This is a genomic window from Pseudomonas sp. TH06 (assembly GCF_016651305.1).
In the GTDB taxonomy this organism is placed as follows: domain Bacteria; phylum Pseudomonadota; class Gammaproteobacteria; order Pseudomonadales; family Pseudomonadaceae; genus Aquipseudomonas.
The window spans coordinates 4,800,269-4,817,318 of record NZ_JAEKEC010000001.1; the positions used below are offsets into that span (position 1 = coordinate 4,800,269).

The 17,050-nt window shown below is 60.9% G+C and carries 11 protein-coding genes and 1 tRNA gene; 2 read left to right on the forward strand and 10 right to left on the reverse strand.

What is annotated here, in order from left to right:
• Nucleotides 1-25: 25 nt before the first annotated feature.
• Genes JFT86_RS21380 through JFT86_RS21390 form a run of 3 tightly spaced genes read right to left on the reverse strand, consistent with a single transcriptional unit; the run spans nt 26 to nt 5,915 of the window.
• A complete protein-coding gene (locus JFT86_RS21380) occupies nt 26-1,945 on the reverse strand; it encodes a PAS domain-containing sensor histidine kinase (RefSeq protein ID WP_201238206.1) in 1,920 nt (639 codons plus the stop codon).
• 5 nt (nt 1,946-1,950) lie between these two features.
• Nucleotides 1,951-4,266: an ATP-dependent DNA helicase gene (locus tag JFT86_RS21385; RefSeq protein WP_201238207.1), complete on the reverse strand. Its 2,316-nt coding sequence runs from the start codon at nt 4,264-4,266 to the stop codon at nt 1,951-1,953.
• Complete coding sequence (locus tag JFT86_RS21390; protein WP_201238208.1) at nt 4,263-5,915, reverse strand: VRR-NUC domain-containing protein; 1,653 nt, start codon at nt 5,913-5,915, stop codon at nt 4,263-4,265. Before JFT86_RS21390 ends, JFT86_RS21385 begins: the two co-directional genes overlap by 4 nt.
• A 194-nt stretch (nt 5,916-6,109) precedes the next feature.
• Here JFT86_RS21390 and JFT86_RS21395 point away from each other — a divergent pair, with 194 nt between their 5' ends.
• Nucleotides 6,110-6,334: a YgdI/YgdR family lipoprotein gene (locus tag JFT86_RS21395; RefSeq protein ID WP_201238209.1), complete on the forward strand. Its 225-nt coding sequence runs from the start codon at nt 6,110-6,112 to the stop codon at nt 6,332-6,334.
• A gap of 54 nt (nt 6,335-6,388) precedes the next feature.
• On the opposite strand, the gene JFT86_RS21400 is transcribed toward JFT86_RS21395, so the two are convergent.
• From JFT86_RS21400 to fdnG, 7 genes are all read right to left on the reverse strand, one after another.
• A tRNA-Sec gene (locus tag JFT86_RS21400) sits at nt 6,389-6,484 on the reverse strand.
• 6 nt (nt 6,485-6,490) lie between these two features.
• Complete coding sequence (selB, locus tag JFT86_RS21405) at nt 6,491-8,407, reverse strand: selenocysteine-specific translation elongation factor (RefSeq protein ID WP_201238210.1); 1,917 nt, start codon at nt 8,405-8,407, stop codon at nt 6,491-6,493.
• A complete protein-coding gene (gene selA, locus JFT86_RS21410) occupies nt 8,404-9,807 on the reverse strand; it encodes an L-seryl-tRNA(Sec) selenium transferase (protein ID WP_201238638.1) in 1,404 nt (467 codons plus the stop codon). The genes selB and selA overlap by 4 nt, the downstream gene beginning before the upstream one ends.
• 60 nt (nt 9,808-9,867) lie before the next feature.
• Complete coding sequence (fdhE, locus tag JFT86_RS21415; protein ID WP_201238211.1) at nt 9,868-10,794, reverse strand: formate dehydrogenase accessory protein FdhE; 927 nt, start codon at nt 10,792-10,794, stop codon at nt 9,868-9,870.
• 3 nt (nt 10,795-10,797) lie between these two features.
• The gene (locus tag JFT86_RS21420; protein WP_201238212.1) at nt 10,798-11,463 is read right to left on the reverse strand and encodes a formate dehydrogenase subunit gamma; all 666 of its coding nucleotides are present in this window, start codon (nt 11,461-11,463) and stop codon (nt 10,798-10,800) included.
• Nucleotides 11,460-12,395, reverse strand: coding sequence for a formate dehydrogenase subunit beta (fdxH, locus tag JFT86_RS21425; RefSeq protein ID WP_201238213.1), 936 nt, complete (start codon nt 12,393-12,395; stop codon nt 11,460-11,462). Before fdxH ends, JFT86_RS21420 begins: the two co-directional genes overlap by 4 nt.
• The gene (gene fdnG / locus JFT86_RS21430) at nt 12,396-15,461 is read right to left on the reverse strand and encodes a formate dehydrogenase-N subunit alpha (protein WP_201238214.1); all 3,066 of its coding nucleotides are present in this window, start codon (nt 15,459-15,461) and stop codon (nt 12,396-12,398) included.
• Between the two features lie 301 nt (nt 15,462-15,762).
• Here fdnG and JFT86_RS21435 point away from each other — a divergent pair, with 301 nt between their 5' ends.
• Nucleotides 15,763-16,917: a PatB family C-S lyase gene (locus JFT86_RS21435; protein WP_201238215.1), complete on the forward strand. Its 1,155-nt coding sequence runs from the start codon at nt 15,763-15,765 to the stop codon at nt 16,915-16,917.
• Nucleotides 16,918-17,050: the final 133 nt, after the last annotated feature.

The following is a 17,050-nucleotide window of genomic DNA, read 5'->3' on the forward strand; positions in this document are numbered from 1 at the left end:
CTAGTTCAGCCGGATGTGCCCCCGCTCATTTCATCGCCTGGGCAATGATCTCCACCAGATTCAATTGCGTGAACGGTTTCGGCAGACGCGGCAGTTGCGCGCCGAAGCCTTCCAGACGTTCGGCGTAACCGGTGGCGAGGATGATCGGCAGGTCCGGTTTGAGCAGGCGCACCGCGTGGGCCAGTTGCGCGCCGCTCATCTGTGGCATGGCCATGTCGGTGATCATCAGGTCGATGACCTCGCCCTGATCGAACAATGCCAGCGCTTGAGCGCCCGATGTGGCGCTGACCACGCGATGGCCGAGGTCTTCGAGTAGCAGGCTGGTGCTGGTCAACACCAGCGAGTCGTCGTCGACCACCAGCACGCTCAGTCGTGGCACCACAATCGGCGCGGCAGGTGGGTATAAAGGTTTGACGGCGGCGCCCTCGACGGCCACCGGTATCCACAGTTCTGCCGTGGTGCCGTGATCTTTTTCGCTCTTGAGGATAAAACGGCCACCCAATTGTTCGATGAAGCCATGGACCATCGACAACCCTAGCCCAGTGCCTTTGCCCACGCCTTTGGTGGTGAAAAACGGGTCGCGGGCCGAAGCCAGTGTCTGCGCGTCCATGCCTTCACCGCTGTCGGTCAGACTCAGGCAGATGTAACGCCCAGCCGGCAGTTCCGAATGGGCCAGCTCAAGCACGACTTCGGGCTGTGCGGAGATGGTCATTACGCCGCCCTCAGGCATCGCATCACGAGCGTTGGTGGCCAGGTTGAGCAACGCCAGTTCCAGTTGATTGGTATCCGCCAGGACCGGTTCCAGACCTGCAGGAAAGTTCGTCTCGATGCGAATCCCCGGGCCCATTGAACTGCGCAACAGCCCGGTGATGCCCTGCACCAGTTGCGGGATATCGACCGACTCGGTCTTGAGTTCCTGACGACGGGCGAACGCCAACATGCGCTGAGTCAGCGACACACCGCGCAACGCACCTTGGGTGGCGTTTTCCAGCAGACGAGTGATTTTCGGGTCGTCGCCAATGCGCTTCTGGACAATCTCCAGATTGCCGAGGATCACCGTCAGGAGATTGTTGAAGTCATGGGCGATACCGCCGCTGAGCTGACCAATGGCCTGCATCTTCTGCGCCTGGGCCAATGCCTCTCGGGTCTTTTCCAGGGCTACCTGGGCTTGATGGGCTTCGGTCACGTCGCGGGTGATCTTGGCGAAACCGAGCAAGGTGCCGGTCTCTCCGCGAATCGCATCAACCACCACATGCGCGAGAAACCGCGTGCCGTCCTTGCGTACCCGCCAGCTCTTGTTCTCGAAACGGCCTTCTTTCGTGGCAATCGCCAAGGCCCGTTGCGGCTCGCCGAGTTCACGGTCCTCGGGGGTGTAAAACACCGAAAAGTGCTGGCCGATGATTTCTTCCGGCAGATAGCCCTTGATCCGCTGCGCGCCCTGATTCCAGTTGCTGACGCGACCTTCAGGGCTGAGCATGTAGATCGCGTAGTCGGTCACGCCCTGCACCAGCAGACGGAACTGCTGCTCGCTTTGCTTGAGGGTTTCCTCGGCCATCTTGCGGTCGGTCAGGTCGCGGGTGATCTTGGCGAAACCGAGCAACTTGCCGTCGGGGGCGATGATCGGATCGATCACCACATGCGACCAGAAATTGGTGCCGTCCTTGCGCACCCGCCAGCCCTCGCCTTCGAACCGCCCTTCGCGGATCGCCGTATCGAGTGCGCGTTGTGGCAGTCCGGCGGCGCGATCATCAGCGGTGTAGAAACGCGAAAAATGCTCGCCGAGAATTTCCGCCTCTTCATAACCCTTGAAGCGCTTGGCGCCGGAGTTCCAACTGGTGATGATGCCGTCCGGGTCGATCATGTAGATCGCATAGTCGACAACCGCATCGATCAACAGCCTGAAACGCATGTTCTCGATTGCTGCGGTCTTGTAGTTATCGCTCATCACTCTCACCAGCCGTTGTCATGAGCAGAAGTATGGGGCAATCCAGCCAATTGGGAAGCCGCTTCGTTGCTGATTGTCCACCAGCGGGGCAGCAGTTGTTTTATCCGGCTCTCGGCAAAGCGGTCATCAATCAGCATCACCACGCCACGATCCTCCCGCGTGCGGATCACCCGTCCGGCGGCCTGCACCACTTTCTGCACACCGGGATACAGATAGGTGTAGTCGTAACCGGCGCCGAATATCGCCGCCATACGTCGCTTCAGTTGTTCGTTGACCGGGTTGAGTTGCGCCAGCCCCAGTGTGGCGATGAAGGCGCCGATCAAGCGTGCGCCGGGCAAGTCGATGCCTTCACCGAACGCCCCGCCCAACACCGCGAAGCCGACGCCCTGGCTGTCGGCAGTGAACTGATCGAGAAAGGCCTGCCGCGCCCCTTCGACCATGCCTCGCGATTGCTGCCACAGGGTGATGTGCGGATGGCGTTCGGCCAACAACGTCGCCACCTGCTGCAAGTAATCGAAACTGCTGAAGAACGCCAGGTAGTTGCCCGGCCGTTCGCTGAACTGACGGGCGATCAGCTCTACGATGGGTTCCAGCGACGCCTGTCGATGGTTGAAACGCGTCGAAATGCGACTGACGATCTGCACCTGTAACTGCTCGGCACTGAACGGCGATTCGACGTCAATCCACACTGTGTCGGCCGGCGTGCCCAGCAAATCGGCGTAATAGTGGCGTGGGCTGAGGGTCGCGGAAAACAGCACGCTGCTGCGCGCAGCTTTCAAGCGCGGGCCGATGAACGCGGCCGGCACCACGTTACGCAAGCACAGTTGCGACAGCGGGCGCTTGCGCTCGAGGTCACGTTTGCTGATGTCGAACAGGTAATGCTCGTCGAACAACTCCGCCACGCGGCCGAATTTCAGCAGGTCGAAATAGAAATTCTGCAGACCGCTGTCGAGGCCTTGCGGATGATCATTGAGGTAATCGCCGATTGCGGCGCAACACAGGGAAATCGCCTGGAGCAGTTTTTCCGGGGCCTTGTCATAGGCCTGATAAGCCGCCAGTTGCGGCGCGTGCAGCGCATTCCACTCCCGGTTGAGCCGTTGCAGGGAATTTTTCAACGCCTGTGGTGCAGTTTTGCGCACGCTGCCAAGTGTGGCCTGATCAAGACTGGCGCTGTACATCTGCCGACCGCGCTCGACCAGGTTGTGCGCCTCATCCGCCAGCACCGCGACTTTCCATTGATTGAGCTGCGCGAGCCCGAACAACAGCGCACTGAAATCGAAGTAATAGTTGTAGTCGGCGATCACCACGTCCGCCCAACGGGCCATTTCCTGACTCAGGTAATACGGACACACCGAGTGCCGCGCGGCGACTTCGCGCATCGCCGCCTGATCAAGCAGTTTGACGCGGCTGGCCGCTTCCCTGGCGGCGGGCAGGCGATCATAAAACCCTTGGGCCAACGGACAGGACTCGCCATGGCAGGCCTTGTCCGGGTGTTCGCAGGCCTTGTCGCGGGCGACCATCTCCAAAACCCGCAAGGGCAACGTCGCCGATTGATCGAACAACACCTGACTGGCATCCAGCGCCAGTTTGCGTCCGGGGGTCTTGGCGGTGAGAAAGAACACCTTGTCCAGTTGCTGCGGCGCCAATGCCTTGAGCATCGGGAACAGCGTGCCAAGGGTTTTGCCGATGCCGGTCGGGGCCTGAGCCATCAGACAACGGCCGGTGCTCACAGCCTTGAACACCGATTCGGCCAGATGCCGTTGGCCGGGACGAAAGTCCGCATGGGGGAACGTCAGTTGCTCTGCGGCTCGATTGCGCGCCTCACGATGGGCCATTTCCTGCTCGGCCCAATGCAGGAACAACGTGCATTGCGCCTCGAAAAAAACCTGCAAGGTCGCGACGCTGAACGCTTCGACCAGACAGGTTTCCTTTTCGCTGACGATATCGAAATACACCAGCGCCACGTTGATCTGCTGCAGATCGAGTTTGCGGCACATCAGCCAGCCGTAGACTTTCGCCTGTGCCCAGTGCAACTGACGGTGATTGTCCGGTTGCTTGCTCAGGTCGCCACGGTAGGTTTTGACTTCCTCCAGGCAGTTCTGCGCCGGATCATAGCCATCCGCCCTGCCCTTGACTTTCAGTTGGCGGAATTCGCCTTCCAGAGCCACTTCGCTCTGATACTGGTCATTGCGCCGCGAGGCCACTGTGCGATGGCCGGCAATGCCTTCCATTGCCGTCGGCGACGGCGTGAAGCGCAAGTCGAGGTCACCGGTCTTGGCGGTGAACTCACACAGCGCCCGCACTGCAATGCTATAGCTCAAGCGCTCTGCTCCGCCCATTGCACGTAACACACGGCCACCGGCATCTGATGCTGATGGCAGAACTCCAGCCAGCGCAGTTGGTTGTCCTGCAAGCGGTCGCCCGGGCCTTTGACTTCGATCATCCGGTAGGTTTTGTCCTGCGGCCAGAACTGGATCAGGTCGGGCATCCCGGCGCGGTTGGCCTTGATGTCGAGCAGCAAGCGATTGAACCAGTGCTTGAGGTGTGCGGCGGGCAGGCAGGCCAGCGCTTGCTCCAGAAGTTGTTCATTCAACGCGCCCCAGAACACGAACGGCGACTGCACCCCCCATTTTTCGACGAATCGGGCGCGGATGGTGTCGGCATAGCGGCCGTCATCGAGTTCGCCGAGGCAAGCCTCGAAGCGTTCGGCGCGGCGTTGCTGGAAGTCTTCGTTGAGCAGATCCACCGGCCCGCGCTGGAACGGATGAAAGAACGCCCCCGGCAGCGGCGCAAAAATTGCCGGCCAGCACAACAGACCGAACAGCGAGTTGATCAGGCTGTTTTCGACGTAATGCACCGGGCCATCCTCGGCGTGCAGATGCGCCTGCACATAAAACTCCACCGACTGCGCCGGATCGGTACGCGGCAGGTGCAGATCCAGACGCTCGACCGGTTTTGCCACCGCACGTTTGAGCGGCGGGCCACCGAGTTTGCGCCGCAGCCTTGGCACGATGCGTTGCAGGCCTTGCTGTTCGGTGGCGCTTTCCGGCGCCTGTTCGGCGAGCGTGCCGAGTTCCAGGGCCACGCCGTATTCGCCGCAGCGCTCCAGCACGCGGATCATCCGTAATCGAGCGCCGGGATAGGCGCACGTCCGGTAAATGCTCAGGGCCAGGGCAAACTCGGCAATGCGTTCGCAGTATTGGCCGATCTGGAACAACAGCTTGCCGCGTCGACGTTGCAGCCACGGGTTATCGAAATGCAAGGAACTGACCTGAGCAACGATGGGTTCCAGCGGCTCACCGGCCTCGAAACGCAATTGGCATTGGTGCAGGAACAGGCAGGCGTCGACGTCCTCACGGCTGCGCAGGCCTCGGGAATCGGCACAGAACTCGACTTTTTCGTAGGTGAAGATGCCGAGGTCGGCGAGCACGAATTCCGACCAGTCCTGATACAGATTGCCGAAGAACATCAGACGCAAACGGTCGCACAGGTCCATGATGGTCAGGCTGAACAGGCGATCGGTCAGCAGCGGTGCCCAGTCGCGCAGGCTTTGTGCCTGGGGAAACGCTTCGGCCAGCACTGGCAGCCAGTCGTCCTTGCGACCCTTGGGTTGCTCGATAAAGGCGCCGAACGCTTGCAGGATTTCGGCCTTGAGCAACACATCGAACAATTCTGCGATCGTCAGCGGCGCTTGCTCGTCGATCCAGCCGTGATCCAGCAACGGCTGCGCCGCTTGGGCGATATCGCCGATTTCCGGGTAACTGAGTTTACCCGCACGAAAATGCAGGCCCTTGCGCATCACCATCCGCACCAGCAAACCCTGCGAGGCTTTAGGCAGTGCCCTGAAGTCGCCGATAAACGCCTGCTCCGTTTCGCTCATCACATCGGCATAGCGAAGTTCAAGCCAATCAATGACTTGCAGGAAGTTGTTAAGGTAATAGAACGGATCGTCGAGGGGATTGGCAGTCACGGGAATTCAGGGCCATGGCGAGCGAGTACTGGTTATGCGTACAGATACCAGCTCTGCCCCATCCGGCGCAAACGGAAAAAGATCAATGGCATTTTTTCACCGCGCCATCGAACTTTTCCCGGTGTAATGGCACCAACCGCGATAGAACACCGACAATGCTCGGTATCACATGGAATGAGGAATTTGAGGTGGGTATGAAAATCAAGACATTGGGCATTCCTTTGGCAGTAGCCGCCCTGTTGGCTTTGGGCGGTTGCTCGACCCAGACTGTGGTGACGTTGCAGAACGGCACACAGTACCTGACCAAAGACATGCCAAAGACCAAAACCAAGGATGGCTTCTATGAGTTCGAGGACATTTCCGGCGCCAAGGTAAAAGTACGCGCCGATGAAGTGGCCACCGTACGCAAGGAAGACTGACGGCTTACCCTCTGCGCAGGCACAGCCGAAGGTTGCGATGTTTTGCGCTTGATATGGCGGAAGGCAGCCGGAGTCGAACCTGCCCGGGAACGGATGCCGTCCCCAACCGGGTTTGAAGCCCGGCCGCGCCACCGGGCGCGATTGCCTTCCTTTAACTCAGGGAGCGCCGGGGTTGGCCAGCGCGTTGTCGTGGCGGATCAGTCGGTGTTCGCCAAGGCGTCGGGTCAGGCCGAGGCGGTCGAAGTATTCGAGGAACTGAATACAGCGTTTGCGTCCCAAGCCTAGCGCATCGCGGACGCTTGTCACCTGGATCTGCGGATTTTCCTGCGCCAGTTGCAGGAGCATCGCCGCCATTTGCCGCAGGACGATGTCGGTGACAAACAGATCGCGCACCACTTGGTGAGTCAACCCCAGACGCGCCAGTTTGCGCAGCAGCAGCCGCACATTGGCATCTTCCTCACCGACGGCTTTGGCCAGATCGCGAACCCACGGCGGGTCGAAGCCGGCCTGTTCGAACAGCGGTTGCAGTTGTTGCCAAAGGGTTTCGTCAGCAGCGCTCAGGCGTACCTGGTGATCCGGCAGGTGCAGCCATGGCCCGCTGGCGTTGATCGAACCGGCAGCGAGCAGTTCGTCGAGCAGGCTGATGAACGTCGAGCGCTCCAGCGGCAGCGCACTAAAACGCCGCAGCCGATCACGGTCCGGGCCCATCTGGTCAGGCTCCAGTTCATGCAAGCGCGCCAGTTGGTCCAGCAAGGTGAATTTGAGCATGCCCCAACGTTGCACGTTGAATAGCAACGGGCCTTGGCGGGTGTCGATCAGGCGCACGTTTTGCGGCAATGACCAATCAGCGCGCGGGTGATTGAACTGGCGTTCCAGGCGCAGCGGATCAAGCCCTGTCGCGCTGTGGTTGAGCAACAGCGGCAAGGTGTGTTCGAGCGTCTGGTTGAGCGCCAGCGCTTGCAGTTGCGCCAGACGTTCAGGGCTGCGGCGATGCCTGGCCGGGGCGAACGGGTCGAGCACCTGACCGCCACCGAGAGTGCGTTGCGCGCTCTGGTCGCGCAGGATCAACCGATCACCCTTCACCGCATGCACCGGCGTGTTGATCAGCAGTTGCGCGAACATGCGTTCGCCAGGGCTCAGGCGTGAACCTTCGAGCAATGCGACACGGGCGATGACGTCTTGCGTGCCGAGGTGCAGGTGCACCGGGTGAAAGTGTTCGAAGGTGCGCTCGCCGGGCAACAGTTGAAAGTCGATGTCGATTCGTTGCGTGGGGGCATGTAGCCATTCCGACAACAACCATTGGCCGCGATGGATCTGCGCCAGTTCAAGTCGTTCACCGCTCAGATTGAGGGCCACGCGTTGCCCGGCAAAGGCTTGCTCGGCGGTCTGATTCTGCGCATGCAGCCCGCGGACCCTCAGCGATTTGCCGGACGGTCCGAGCGCCAGTTTATCGCCCACCGTCACCACGCCGGACAACGCCGTGCCGGTGACCACAATCCCCGCACCGGCCACGCTGAAGGCGCGGTCGATGGCCAGACGAAAGCCGCCTTCACGATTGCGCTCATGCACTGGGTGTTGCGTCTGCAATAACGCTTCGCGCAACTCATCGATGCCCTGCCCGCTCACGCTCGACACCGCCAATATCGGTGCATCGGCAAACGGCCCCGGCGCCAACAAATTTGCGATCTGCTCACGCACCGCCGCCACCCTGCCCGCCTCGACACGATCGCACTTGGTGATCGCCACCAGCGCCCGTGGGATGCCCAGCAGTTCGACTATCGCCAGATGCTCACGGGTTTGCGGCATCACGCCGTCGTCCGCCGCCACCACCAGCAACACCAGGTCGATGCCTTGCGCGCCGGCGAGCATGTTGTGGGTGAATTTCTCGTGGCCCGGCACGTCGATGAAACCACTGAGTCCGGCGCCGGGCGCCAGTTCGGCATAGAGATAACCGAGGTCGATGGTCATGCCGCGCTCGCGTTCCTGCGGGCGGCGGTCGCCGGTTTGCCCGGTCAGCGCTTGCAGCAGCGACGTCTTGCCGTGGTCGATGTGCCCGGCGGTGCCGACGATCACGGGTCGACCTGCAACTGCGCTAGCTGCGCCTGCCACGCGGGTTCGTCGTCGAGTTGGCGCAAGTCGAGCCACAGGGCATCGTCGTCGATGCGTCCGAGCACTGGAATCGGCAAGGTTCGCAATGCTGCTTCAAGACTCAGCAGATAGCGCCCGCGCAAGCGCTTCGACACTTGCGGGCGTAGGCACAGCGCCGCACTGGGCAAACGCGCCACCGGTTGGCTGCCGCTGCCGATCATGCCCAGCGCCGGGATCGCGCTGACTGACCACGGCTCGCCCAAGGTCTGCACCAACAACGGTTGCAGGCGTTGCGCTTGAGCGAGAATGTCAGCCTGCGGCCGGGTCAGCAGACGCAAGCTCGGCAAGCGCTCGGCCAGTCGATCCGGATCGCGGTACAGGCCGAGCACCGCCTCCAGCGCCGCCAAGGTCAGCTTGTCCACGCGCAGCGCCCGTTTCAGCGGGTTCTTCTTGATCTTTGCGATCAGCTCTTTGCGACCCACGATCAACCCGGCTTGCGGCCCGCCGAGCAGTTTATCGCCGCTGAAGGTGACGATGTCCGCGCCATCGAGCAGTGCCTGGCGCACCGTCGGCTCTGCCGGCAGCCCCCAGCGCGTCAGGTCGAGCAGGCTGCCGCTGCCCAGATCCTCCAGCAGCGGCAAACCATGACGGTGGGCCAACTCGGCCAGTTCCGCCGTCGGCACCCGAGCGGTGAATCCTTCAATGCTGTAATTGCTCGCATGCACACGCATGATCAAACCACTGCGCGGGCTGATCGCCGCTTCGTAGTCGCGGGCGTGAGTGCGATTGGTGGTGCCAACCTCATGCAGACGCACGCCGGCACGGGCCATGATGTCGGGAATGCGAAAGGCGCCGCCGATTTCGATCAGTTCGCCCCGCGAGATGATGCCTTCCTTGCGCGCGCCAAGGCTGTTGAGCGTCAGCAGCACGGCGGCGGCATTGTTATTGACCACGGTAACGGCTTCGGCGCCGGTCAGTTCGCGGATCAGGCCTTCGATCAAATCATCGCGATCGCCGCGTTTGCCGCTGGCCAGATCGAATTCCAGATTAAGCGGATAACGGGCGGCCATTTGCACGGCTTCGATGGCTTCGTCCGGCAACAGCGCTCGGCCCAGATTGGTGTGCAGCACCGTGCCGGTCAGGTTGAACACCCGCCGCACCTGGCTGCGTTGTTGCTGCGCCAGACGTTCACCGACGCGACCGGCGAGCACTTCGGGACTGATTTCAACGGCGGATAACTGACCGGTCAACACGCTGGAGCGCAGTTCATCGAGCAACTGGCGCAAACTCGCCAGCAGCGATTCACGCCCGTGACGCTCGAGTAAAGGCAGACACGCCGGATGACGCAACAACCCATCAATGGAAGGTAACCGCAGGGACATCAGCCACTCCTGGAGACAGATCACTGCGCACGGCAGTGAAAAACAGAAGTGTAGACCCTGCTGTCATTCGTCTCCCGGGGCCAGTAACAGATTCGGTGCCAGCCGCTGAAAACCGTCCTGGGCCAGGCGCATGTCGAGCAACAGGCTGGAGAGATCCGCCGACAACGCCTCGGCGTCGGCATCGTTTTCCAGATAAATCAGTTTCAGATAGCTGTTACAGCCCGGACAGACCTCGGCGCGCAGCGGCGCCTGATTGGCCGCGTGGCGATCATCCTCAAAGCTCAGATAGTCGAGGCCTTTGCTCGATTCGCAATACACGCATTTGACCCGCACCACATGCCATTCGCAGGCGCACAGCGAACACACCAGATAACGCAAGCCGTTGTGTTTACCGCGATGACGGATCACCCCGGCCATGGCCGGTGAACCGCAGGCCGGGCATTGGCTGAGGCTGTTGCCGGGCGTCAGTTGCAGGTTCGGCGTGCTCAGTAACCAGTGACTCCAGGCGGTTTGCAGCGCCGCACCAAGAAACGGCACTAACGCCGCCGGGACCATCGAGTATTGACCACTGACGAGCGCCACGGCCCAGGCGCGCAATTGTCCGGCACTGGCGGTGCGTAAAGTGGTAATTGCATCCACCACGGCCGGTTGATCGGGCGGTGTATAGCGTTGCAGCAAAGCCTCCAGCCAGGCTTGCCAGTCATCTTCGCGGATCAAGGTATCGGCCGCGAACGGCGGTAGACCGTGTTGCTGACACAACTCAAGCCGTTGTTGATCGACAACTTCTGTTGACGGCGGATCGTCCAGCACTTGCTGTTGAACCCGACACAGCCCGGCAATCAGGCGCAGATACTCGGCCAGCGGATGCCCTTCGGCCAGTTGGTCCAGGCGTTGCGCACGCAGGGTGAACAGATTATGCGGTGGCAGATACAGAAACGGCGGCGAACTGGCCGCCGCCTCGATTTCCCCGGGTTCAAGAATGGTTGCCAAAGGTCAGCCCTTTTTGGTGATCGGTCGCTCCGGCACGTCGTTCTGACGTTCATCGCGGGTGATTTCGCGGTACCAGAGTTCGTGGTGTTTTTTCGCCCAGGCGCGGCTGACCCAACCATGCAGCATCGCGTCGATCGAACCCTTGATCCACAGCCCGGCGTAGATGTGGATGATGATGCTGAGGATGAGCACAAACCCGGCCAGTGCGTGCAGCAGCATCGCCCAGCGAATCACGGTGATGCCGAAGAACGCACTGAAATACGCCCGCCAGATCACCAGTCCGGTGAACAGCAACCCGAGCATGCACAGCAGTAAAGTCCAGAACAGCATCTTTTGCCCGGCGTTGTATTTACCCACGGGCGGCACGCTTTCTTCGTCGTTGACCAGCACCCGATCAATGCGGCGCATCCACTTCCAGTCGTTGTCGATAAAGAAATTCGAGCGCCAGAAGCGAAACACCAGACCGAGGAAAAACACGAACATCAGCACGCCCATGAACGGATGCAGAATCCGCGTCCACGGGCCACCGCCGAACAGGTTGGTCAGCCAGAACATCGAGGGATGAAACAGCGCCAGCCCGGACAGCCCGGCCATGAAGAACAGAATCGCCACCAGCCAGTGATTGGTGCGCTGGTTGGCGGTGTAACGCAGGATCGTCTTGTTGCTCATGGCCGGTCCTCCCCGCGTGGATCGAAGGTGTGCACCGCCGGATCGACGACATGCACCGAGGTATCAGGTGGCGTTGGATGTTCATCCTCTTCAACCCGGTTCGGCCCGATGCGCACGTAATGGAAGAACCCGGCCAGCACCGCCGCGCCCATGGCCAACAGACCCAAGGGTTTGCTGATGCCTTTCCACAGGCCCACCAGTGGGCTGATGGTCGGATCCTGCGGCAGATTGGCGTAGATTTTCGGTGTGTCGGCGTGGTGGAGCACGTACATCACGTGCGTGCCGCCGACGCCGGCCGGATCGTACAGACCGGCATTTTCGAAACCACGGCTTTTCAGGTCGACGATGCGTTCGGCGGCATGTTCCTTCATATCTTCCTTGGTGCCGAAGACAATGGCGCCGGTCGGGCAGGTTTTCACACAGGCCGGCTCCAGCCCTACCGCCACCCGATCGGAACACAAGGTGCATTTGTAGGCCTTGTGATCCTTCTGCGAAATACGCGGAATGTTGAACGGGCAACCGGTGATGCAATAACCGCAGCCGATGCAGTGATCCTGATCGAAATCGACGATGCCGTTGGCGTGCTTGATGATTGCGCCGGGGCTCGGGCATGCCGCCAGACAACCCGGTTCGGCGCAATGCATGCAGCCGTCCTTGCGGATCAGCCATTCGAGGTTGCCGGCGTCGGTTTCGTGTTCGGTGAAGCGCATCAACGTCCAGGTTTCCGCGCTCAGATCCTGCGGGTTGTCGTAGGTGCCGTGGTTGTGGCCGACCTCGTCGCGCAGCTCGTTCCATTCCGAGCAGGCCACCTGGCAGGCCTTGCAGCCAATGCATTTGGTGGTGTCGATGAGTTTGGCCACCGCCTCCTGATTCCTTACCGACGGCGGCACCGTGGTTGTGGCCGAGCGGGCAATAATGTCTTGGCTGGCCATTTACAGTTTCTCCACGTTGACCAGGAATGACTTGGATTCCGGGGTCTGGGTGTTGCCATCGCCGAGGAACGGCACCAGGGTGTTGGTCAGATAACCGTGACGCGTCAGCCCGGTGAACCCCCAGTGCAGCGGGATGCCGATCTGATGCACGACCTGGCCGTTGACCTGCAACGGCCGAATCCGTTTGGTCACCACCGCCACCGCTTCGATAAAGCCGCGTTTGCAGCTGACCCGCACACGATCACCGGCAGCGATGCCCTTCTCTTTCGCCAGCACTTCGCCGATCTCGACAAACTGCTCGGGCTGGGCAATCGCGTTCAACTTGCAGTGCTTGCTCCAGAAGTGGAAATGCTCGGTCAGCCGGTAACTGGTGCCGGCGTACGGGAAGTCCTTGGCCTCGCCGAGGGTTTCCCAGACCGAATCGAAGATCCGCGCCGCCGGGTTGCTGGTGGCTTTCTTGTTTTGCGGGTGCAACGGGTTGATGCCGATCGGCGTTTCGAATGGCTCGTAGTGCTCGGGGAATGGTCCTTCGTTCATCTTGTCGACGGCGAAGAACCGCGCCACACCTTCGGGGTTCATGATGAACGGATTCATCCCGGCCTCTGGCGGCACGTCGGCCTTGTAGTCCGGCACGTCGGTGCCGCCCCAGGTTTTGCCGTTCCACCACACCAGACGCTTTTTCGGATCCCACGGGTTGCCCGCGACATCCGCCGAAGCGCGGTTGTAGAGAATCCGCCGGTTGGCCGGCCAGGCCCACGCCCAGCCCAGATGCTGGTGCATGCCATACGGGTCGGAATTGTCGCGGCGAGCCATCTGGTTACCGGCCTCGGTCCAGCTGCCGGCAAAGATCCAGCAACCGGACGCGGTGCTGCCGTCATCCTTGAGCAAACCGAACCCGGCCAGTTGCGAGCCAGCCTTGACCGCGACGCCGGTCGCGTCGGTGAAGTCGGCGACAGCGCTGCCGTTGATTTCCTTGGCCAGCTCCTCCGGCGAAGGTTCGTCGGCAATCTTGTACGGCCACGACAGCTTCAGCAGCGGATCGGGGAATTTGCCGCCCTCGGCCTGATAGCGCTTGCGCAGGCGCAGGAACAGTTCGGCCATGATGCGAATATCGGTTTGCGCTTCGCCCGGGCCATCGGCGCCTTTCCAGTGCCATTGCAGCCAGCGGCTGCTGTTGACCAGTGAGCCGTCCTCTTCGGCAAAACAGGTGGTCGGCAGGCGAATGACTTCGGTCTGGATCTCCGCGCTTTTCACATCGTTGTACGGCCCGACGTTGTGCCAGAACTCCGAGGTTTCGGTGGCCAGCGGGTCCATCACCACCAGCCACTTCAACTTGGCCAGTGCCCCCATCACGCGGTTCTTGTCTGGCAACGCGGCAATCGGGTTGAAGCCCTGGCACATGTAGCCGTTGACCTTGCCCTGGCTCATCAGGTCGAACATTTTCAGGACGTCGTAATTCGGAATGTCGAGCTTCGGCAAATGGTCGTAGAGCCAATTGTTCTCGGCCGTAGCGTTGGCGCCGTACCAGGACTTCATCAGGCTGACGTGGAATTTGCTGTAGTTCTGCCAGTACGACAGCTGCCCCGGACGCAGCGGGACTTGTGTGCGTTTCTTGATGAAAGCGTTGTAGTCCTGCTCGGTGTCGGTGCCCAGCGTCAGATAGCCCGGCAACGAATTCGACAGCAGCCCGAGATCAGTCAGCCCCTGAATGTTCGAGTGACCGCGCAAGGCATTGACCCCACCACCCGGCATGCCGACGTTGCCCAGCAACAGTTGCACCATCGCCGCGCTGCGAATGATCTGCGCGCCAATCGAATGCTGAGTCCAGCCGAGCGCGTAGAGAATCGTCATGGTCTTGCCCGGAATCGAGCAGGTGGCGATTTCGTCCCAGATTTTCTGCATGGCATCGACCGGCATGCCGCAGATCTGGCTGGCAAGATCGATGTTGTAGCGGCTGTAATGCTGCTTCATCAATTGGTAGACGCAGCGCGGGTCTTGCAGCGTCGGGTCGACTTTGGCAAAGCCGTCTTCGCCCAGCTCGTAACCCCAGCCGGACTTGTCGGTATAGCTGCGCTTGGCCACGTCGTAGCCGCTGAAGATGCCGTCTTCGAAGCCATACCCGGCTTTGACGATGAACGACACATCGGTGTAGTTGCGCACGTATTCGTGCTGGATCTTGTCCTCGGTCAGCAGGTAATTGATCAAACCGCCCATAAAGGCGATGTCGGTGCCGGTGCGGATCGGCGCGTAATAGTCGGCCACCGAAGCGGTCCGGGTAAAACGCGGATCGACAACGATCAGCCGCGCAGCGTTATGCGCTTTGGCCTCGGTCACCCATTTGAAGCCGCACGGATGCGCTTCTGCTGCGTTGCCACCCATCACCAGGATCAGATTCGCGTTGGCGATATCGGTCCAGGTATTGGTCATGGCACCACGGCCGTACGTCGGGGCAAGACTTGCCACCGTCGGGCCGTGTCAGACACGCGCCTGGTTATCGAACCCCAGCATGCCGAGGCTGCGAATCACCTTCTGAGTGATGTAACCGGCTTCGTTGGACGCTGCCGACGCTGCGAGGAAACCGGTGCTCAGCCAGCGATTCACCGTCTGCCCGTTGGCATTTTTCTCGATGAAGTTGGCGTCGCGGTCGATTTTCATCAGGTCGACGATGCGGTCGAGCGCTTCGTCCCAACTGATCCGCGTCCATTCGCTGCTGCCGGGCTTGCGCGTTTGCGGATAAAGCAAGCGGCCCGGGCTGTGAATGAAGTCCAGCAGGCCTGCGCCTTTCGGGCAGAGAGTGCCGCGATTGACCGGGTGGTCGGCGTCGCCCTCGATGTGAATGATGCTTTGCGCTACGTTCTTCGCTCCATCGCCCTGGCTGTACATGATCAAGCCGCACCCGACCGAGCAATACGGACAGGTGTTGCGGGTTTCATGGGTGTGGGCAAGCTTGAAGTGGCGCACCTGCTCGGCGAAGGCCAGCGTCGGGGCCATACCCAACGCGCCCAGGCTTGAGCCTGCAAGGCCGATACCGGCGACCTTGAAGAACTGACGACGGCTGAGATCCATCGTGCACTCCTGATCAGGTGGAACCCGGTACTTGAGCCGGGCTTTGTCTGGACAATCACGGTTGCGGCAAACGTGTGCCGACTTTTTTACTGTAGACAAAGTCCCTACAGTCTGTGCGAAAACCGACCGTCGGCCGTTTGTCGGGCAACACACAAATCTGTGTAGGAGCTGCCGAAGGCTGCGATCTTTTGATCTTGCTCTTTGAAAACAAAATCAAAAGATCGCAGCCTTCGGCAGCTCCTACAGGGGTTCAAGGTTTATCATGTTCGGCAGAATTAACCCCGCCTTCACGAGACCGCGCATGACTTTCGATTTTGATCAGGTATTCGACCGCCACAACACTGGCAGCACCAAGTGGAGCCGCTATTCGGCTGACGTGCTGCCGATGTGGGTCGCTGATATGGATTTCGCCGCGCCACCGGTGGTGATCGAGGCGCTGCAACAGCGTCTGCTGCACCCGCTGGTGGGTTACAGCGTGGCGCAGGACAACCTGCGTGAGGCCATCGTTGCCGACCTCTGGAACAAGTTCGCCTGGAAGGTCCAACCGCAGGAGCTGATTTTCCTGCCGGGTGTCGAGTCCGGTTTCAACATGGCGCTGAAGGCGTTGCTGCAGCCGCAGCAGAACGTTGTGGTGCAGGTGCCGAACTATCCGCCGCTGCGTCACGCACCGGGCCACTGGGGTTTGAACAAGGTTGAGCTGGAATTCGTCGCGCAGGCTGACGGCACCTACGCCACGCCGCTGGACGTATTGCGTGACTCGCTGAACGGTGGCGGCGCGCTGCTGCTGAGCAATCCGCACAACCCGATCGGCAAAGTGTTCGGCCGTGAAGAGTTGCAAGCCGTGGCTGATATCTGCGTGGCGCAAGACGCCTGGATCATCTCCGACGAAATCCATGCCGAGTTGTGCTTCGACGGTCGCGTGCACATTCCGACTGCGTCCCTGAGTGCGGAAATCGCCCGGCGCACCATCACCCTGATGTCGGCCAGCAAGGCGTACAACATCGCCGGTCTCAAGACTTCGTTCATGATTATCCAGGACGCCGCTCTGCGCGAACGCGTCAACCATGCTCGTTGCGGCATGGTCGACAGCGTCAACCCGCTGGGCATGGAAGCCACCCGCGTGGCTTACAGCGAAGCCGGACCGTGGCTGGCCGAATTGAAAACCTATCTGCAGGCCAACCGCGACTATCTGGTCGAAGCGGTGCGCAGCCGCTTGCCCGGCGTGAGCATTGAGGTGCCGCAGGGGACTTACCTGGCCTGGCTCGATTGTTCGGCACTGGATCTGGGCAATCCGCAGCAGTTTTTCCTTGAACAGGCCAAAGTCGGTTTGAGCGCCGGTATTGATTTCGGCGATCAGAGTCAGCAATTCGTGCGCCTGAACTTCGGCTGCCCGCGTTCACTGCTGGAGGAAGGCATTGCGCGGATGGAACGTGCACTGGTCAGTCGCCCTGCCTGAGACAACCAGATAGCGGTTGGGAGGGCTGGCCTCTTCGCGGGCTTGCTCGCGAAGGCGTCAGTCGACTCGCCGCAACACTTGGAAATGAGTAACATGGCTGCCCTTCCCGCAGCCCTGCTCTGCGCCTTGCCGA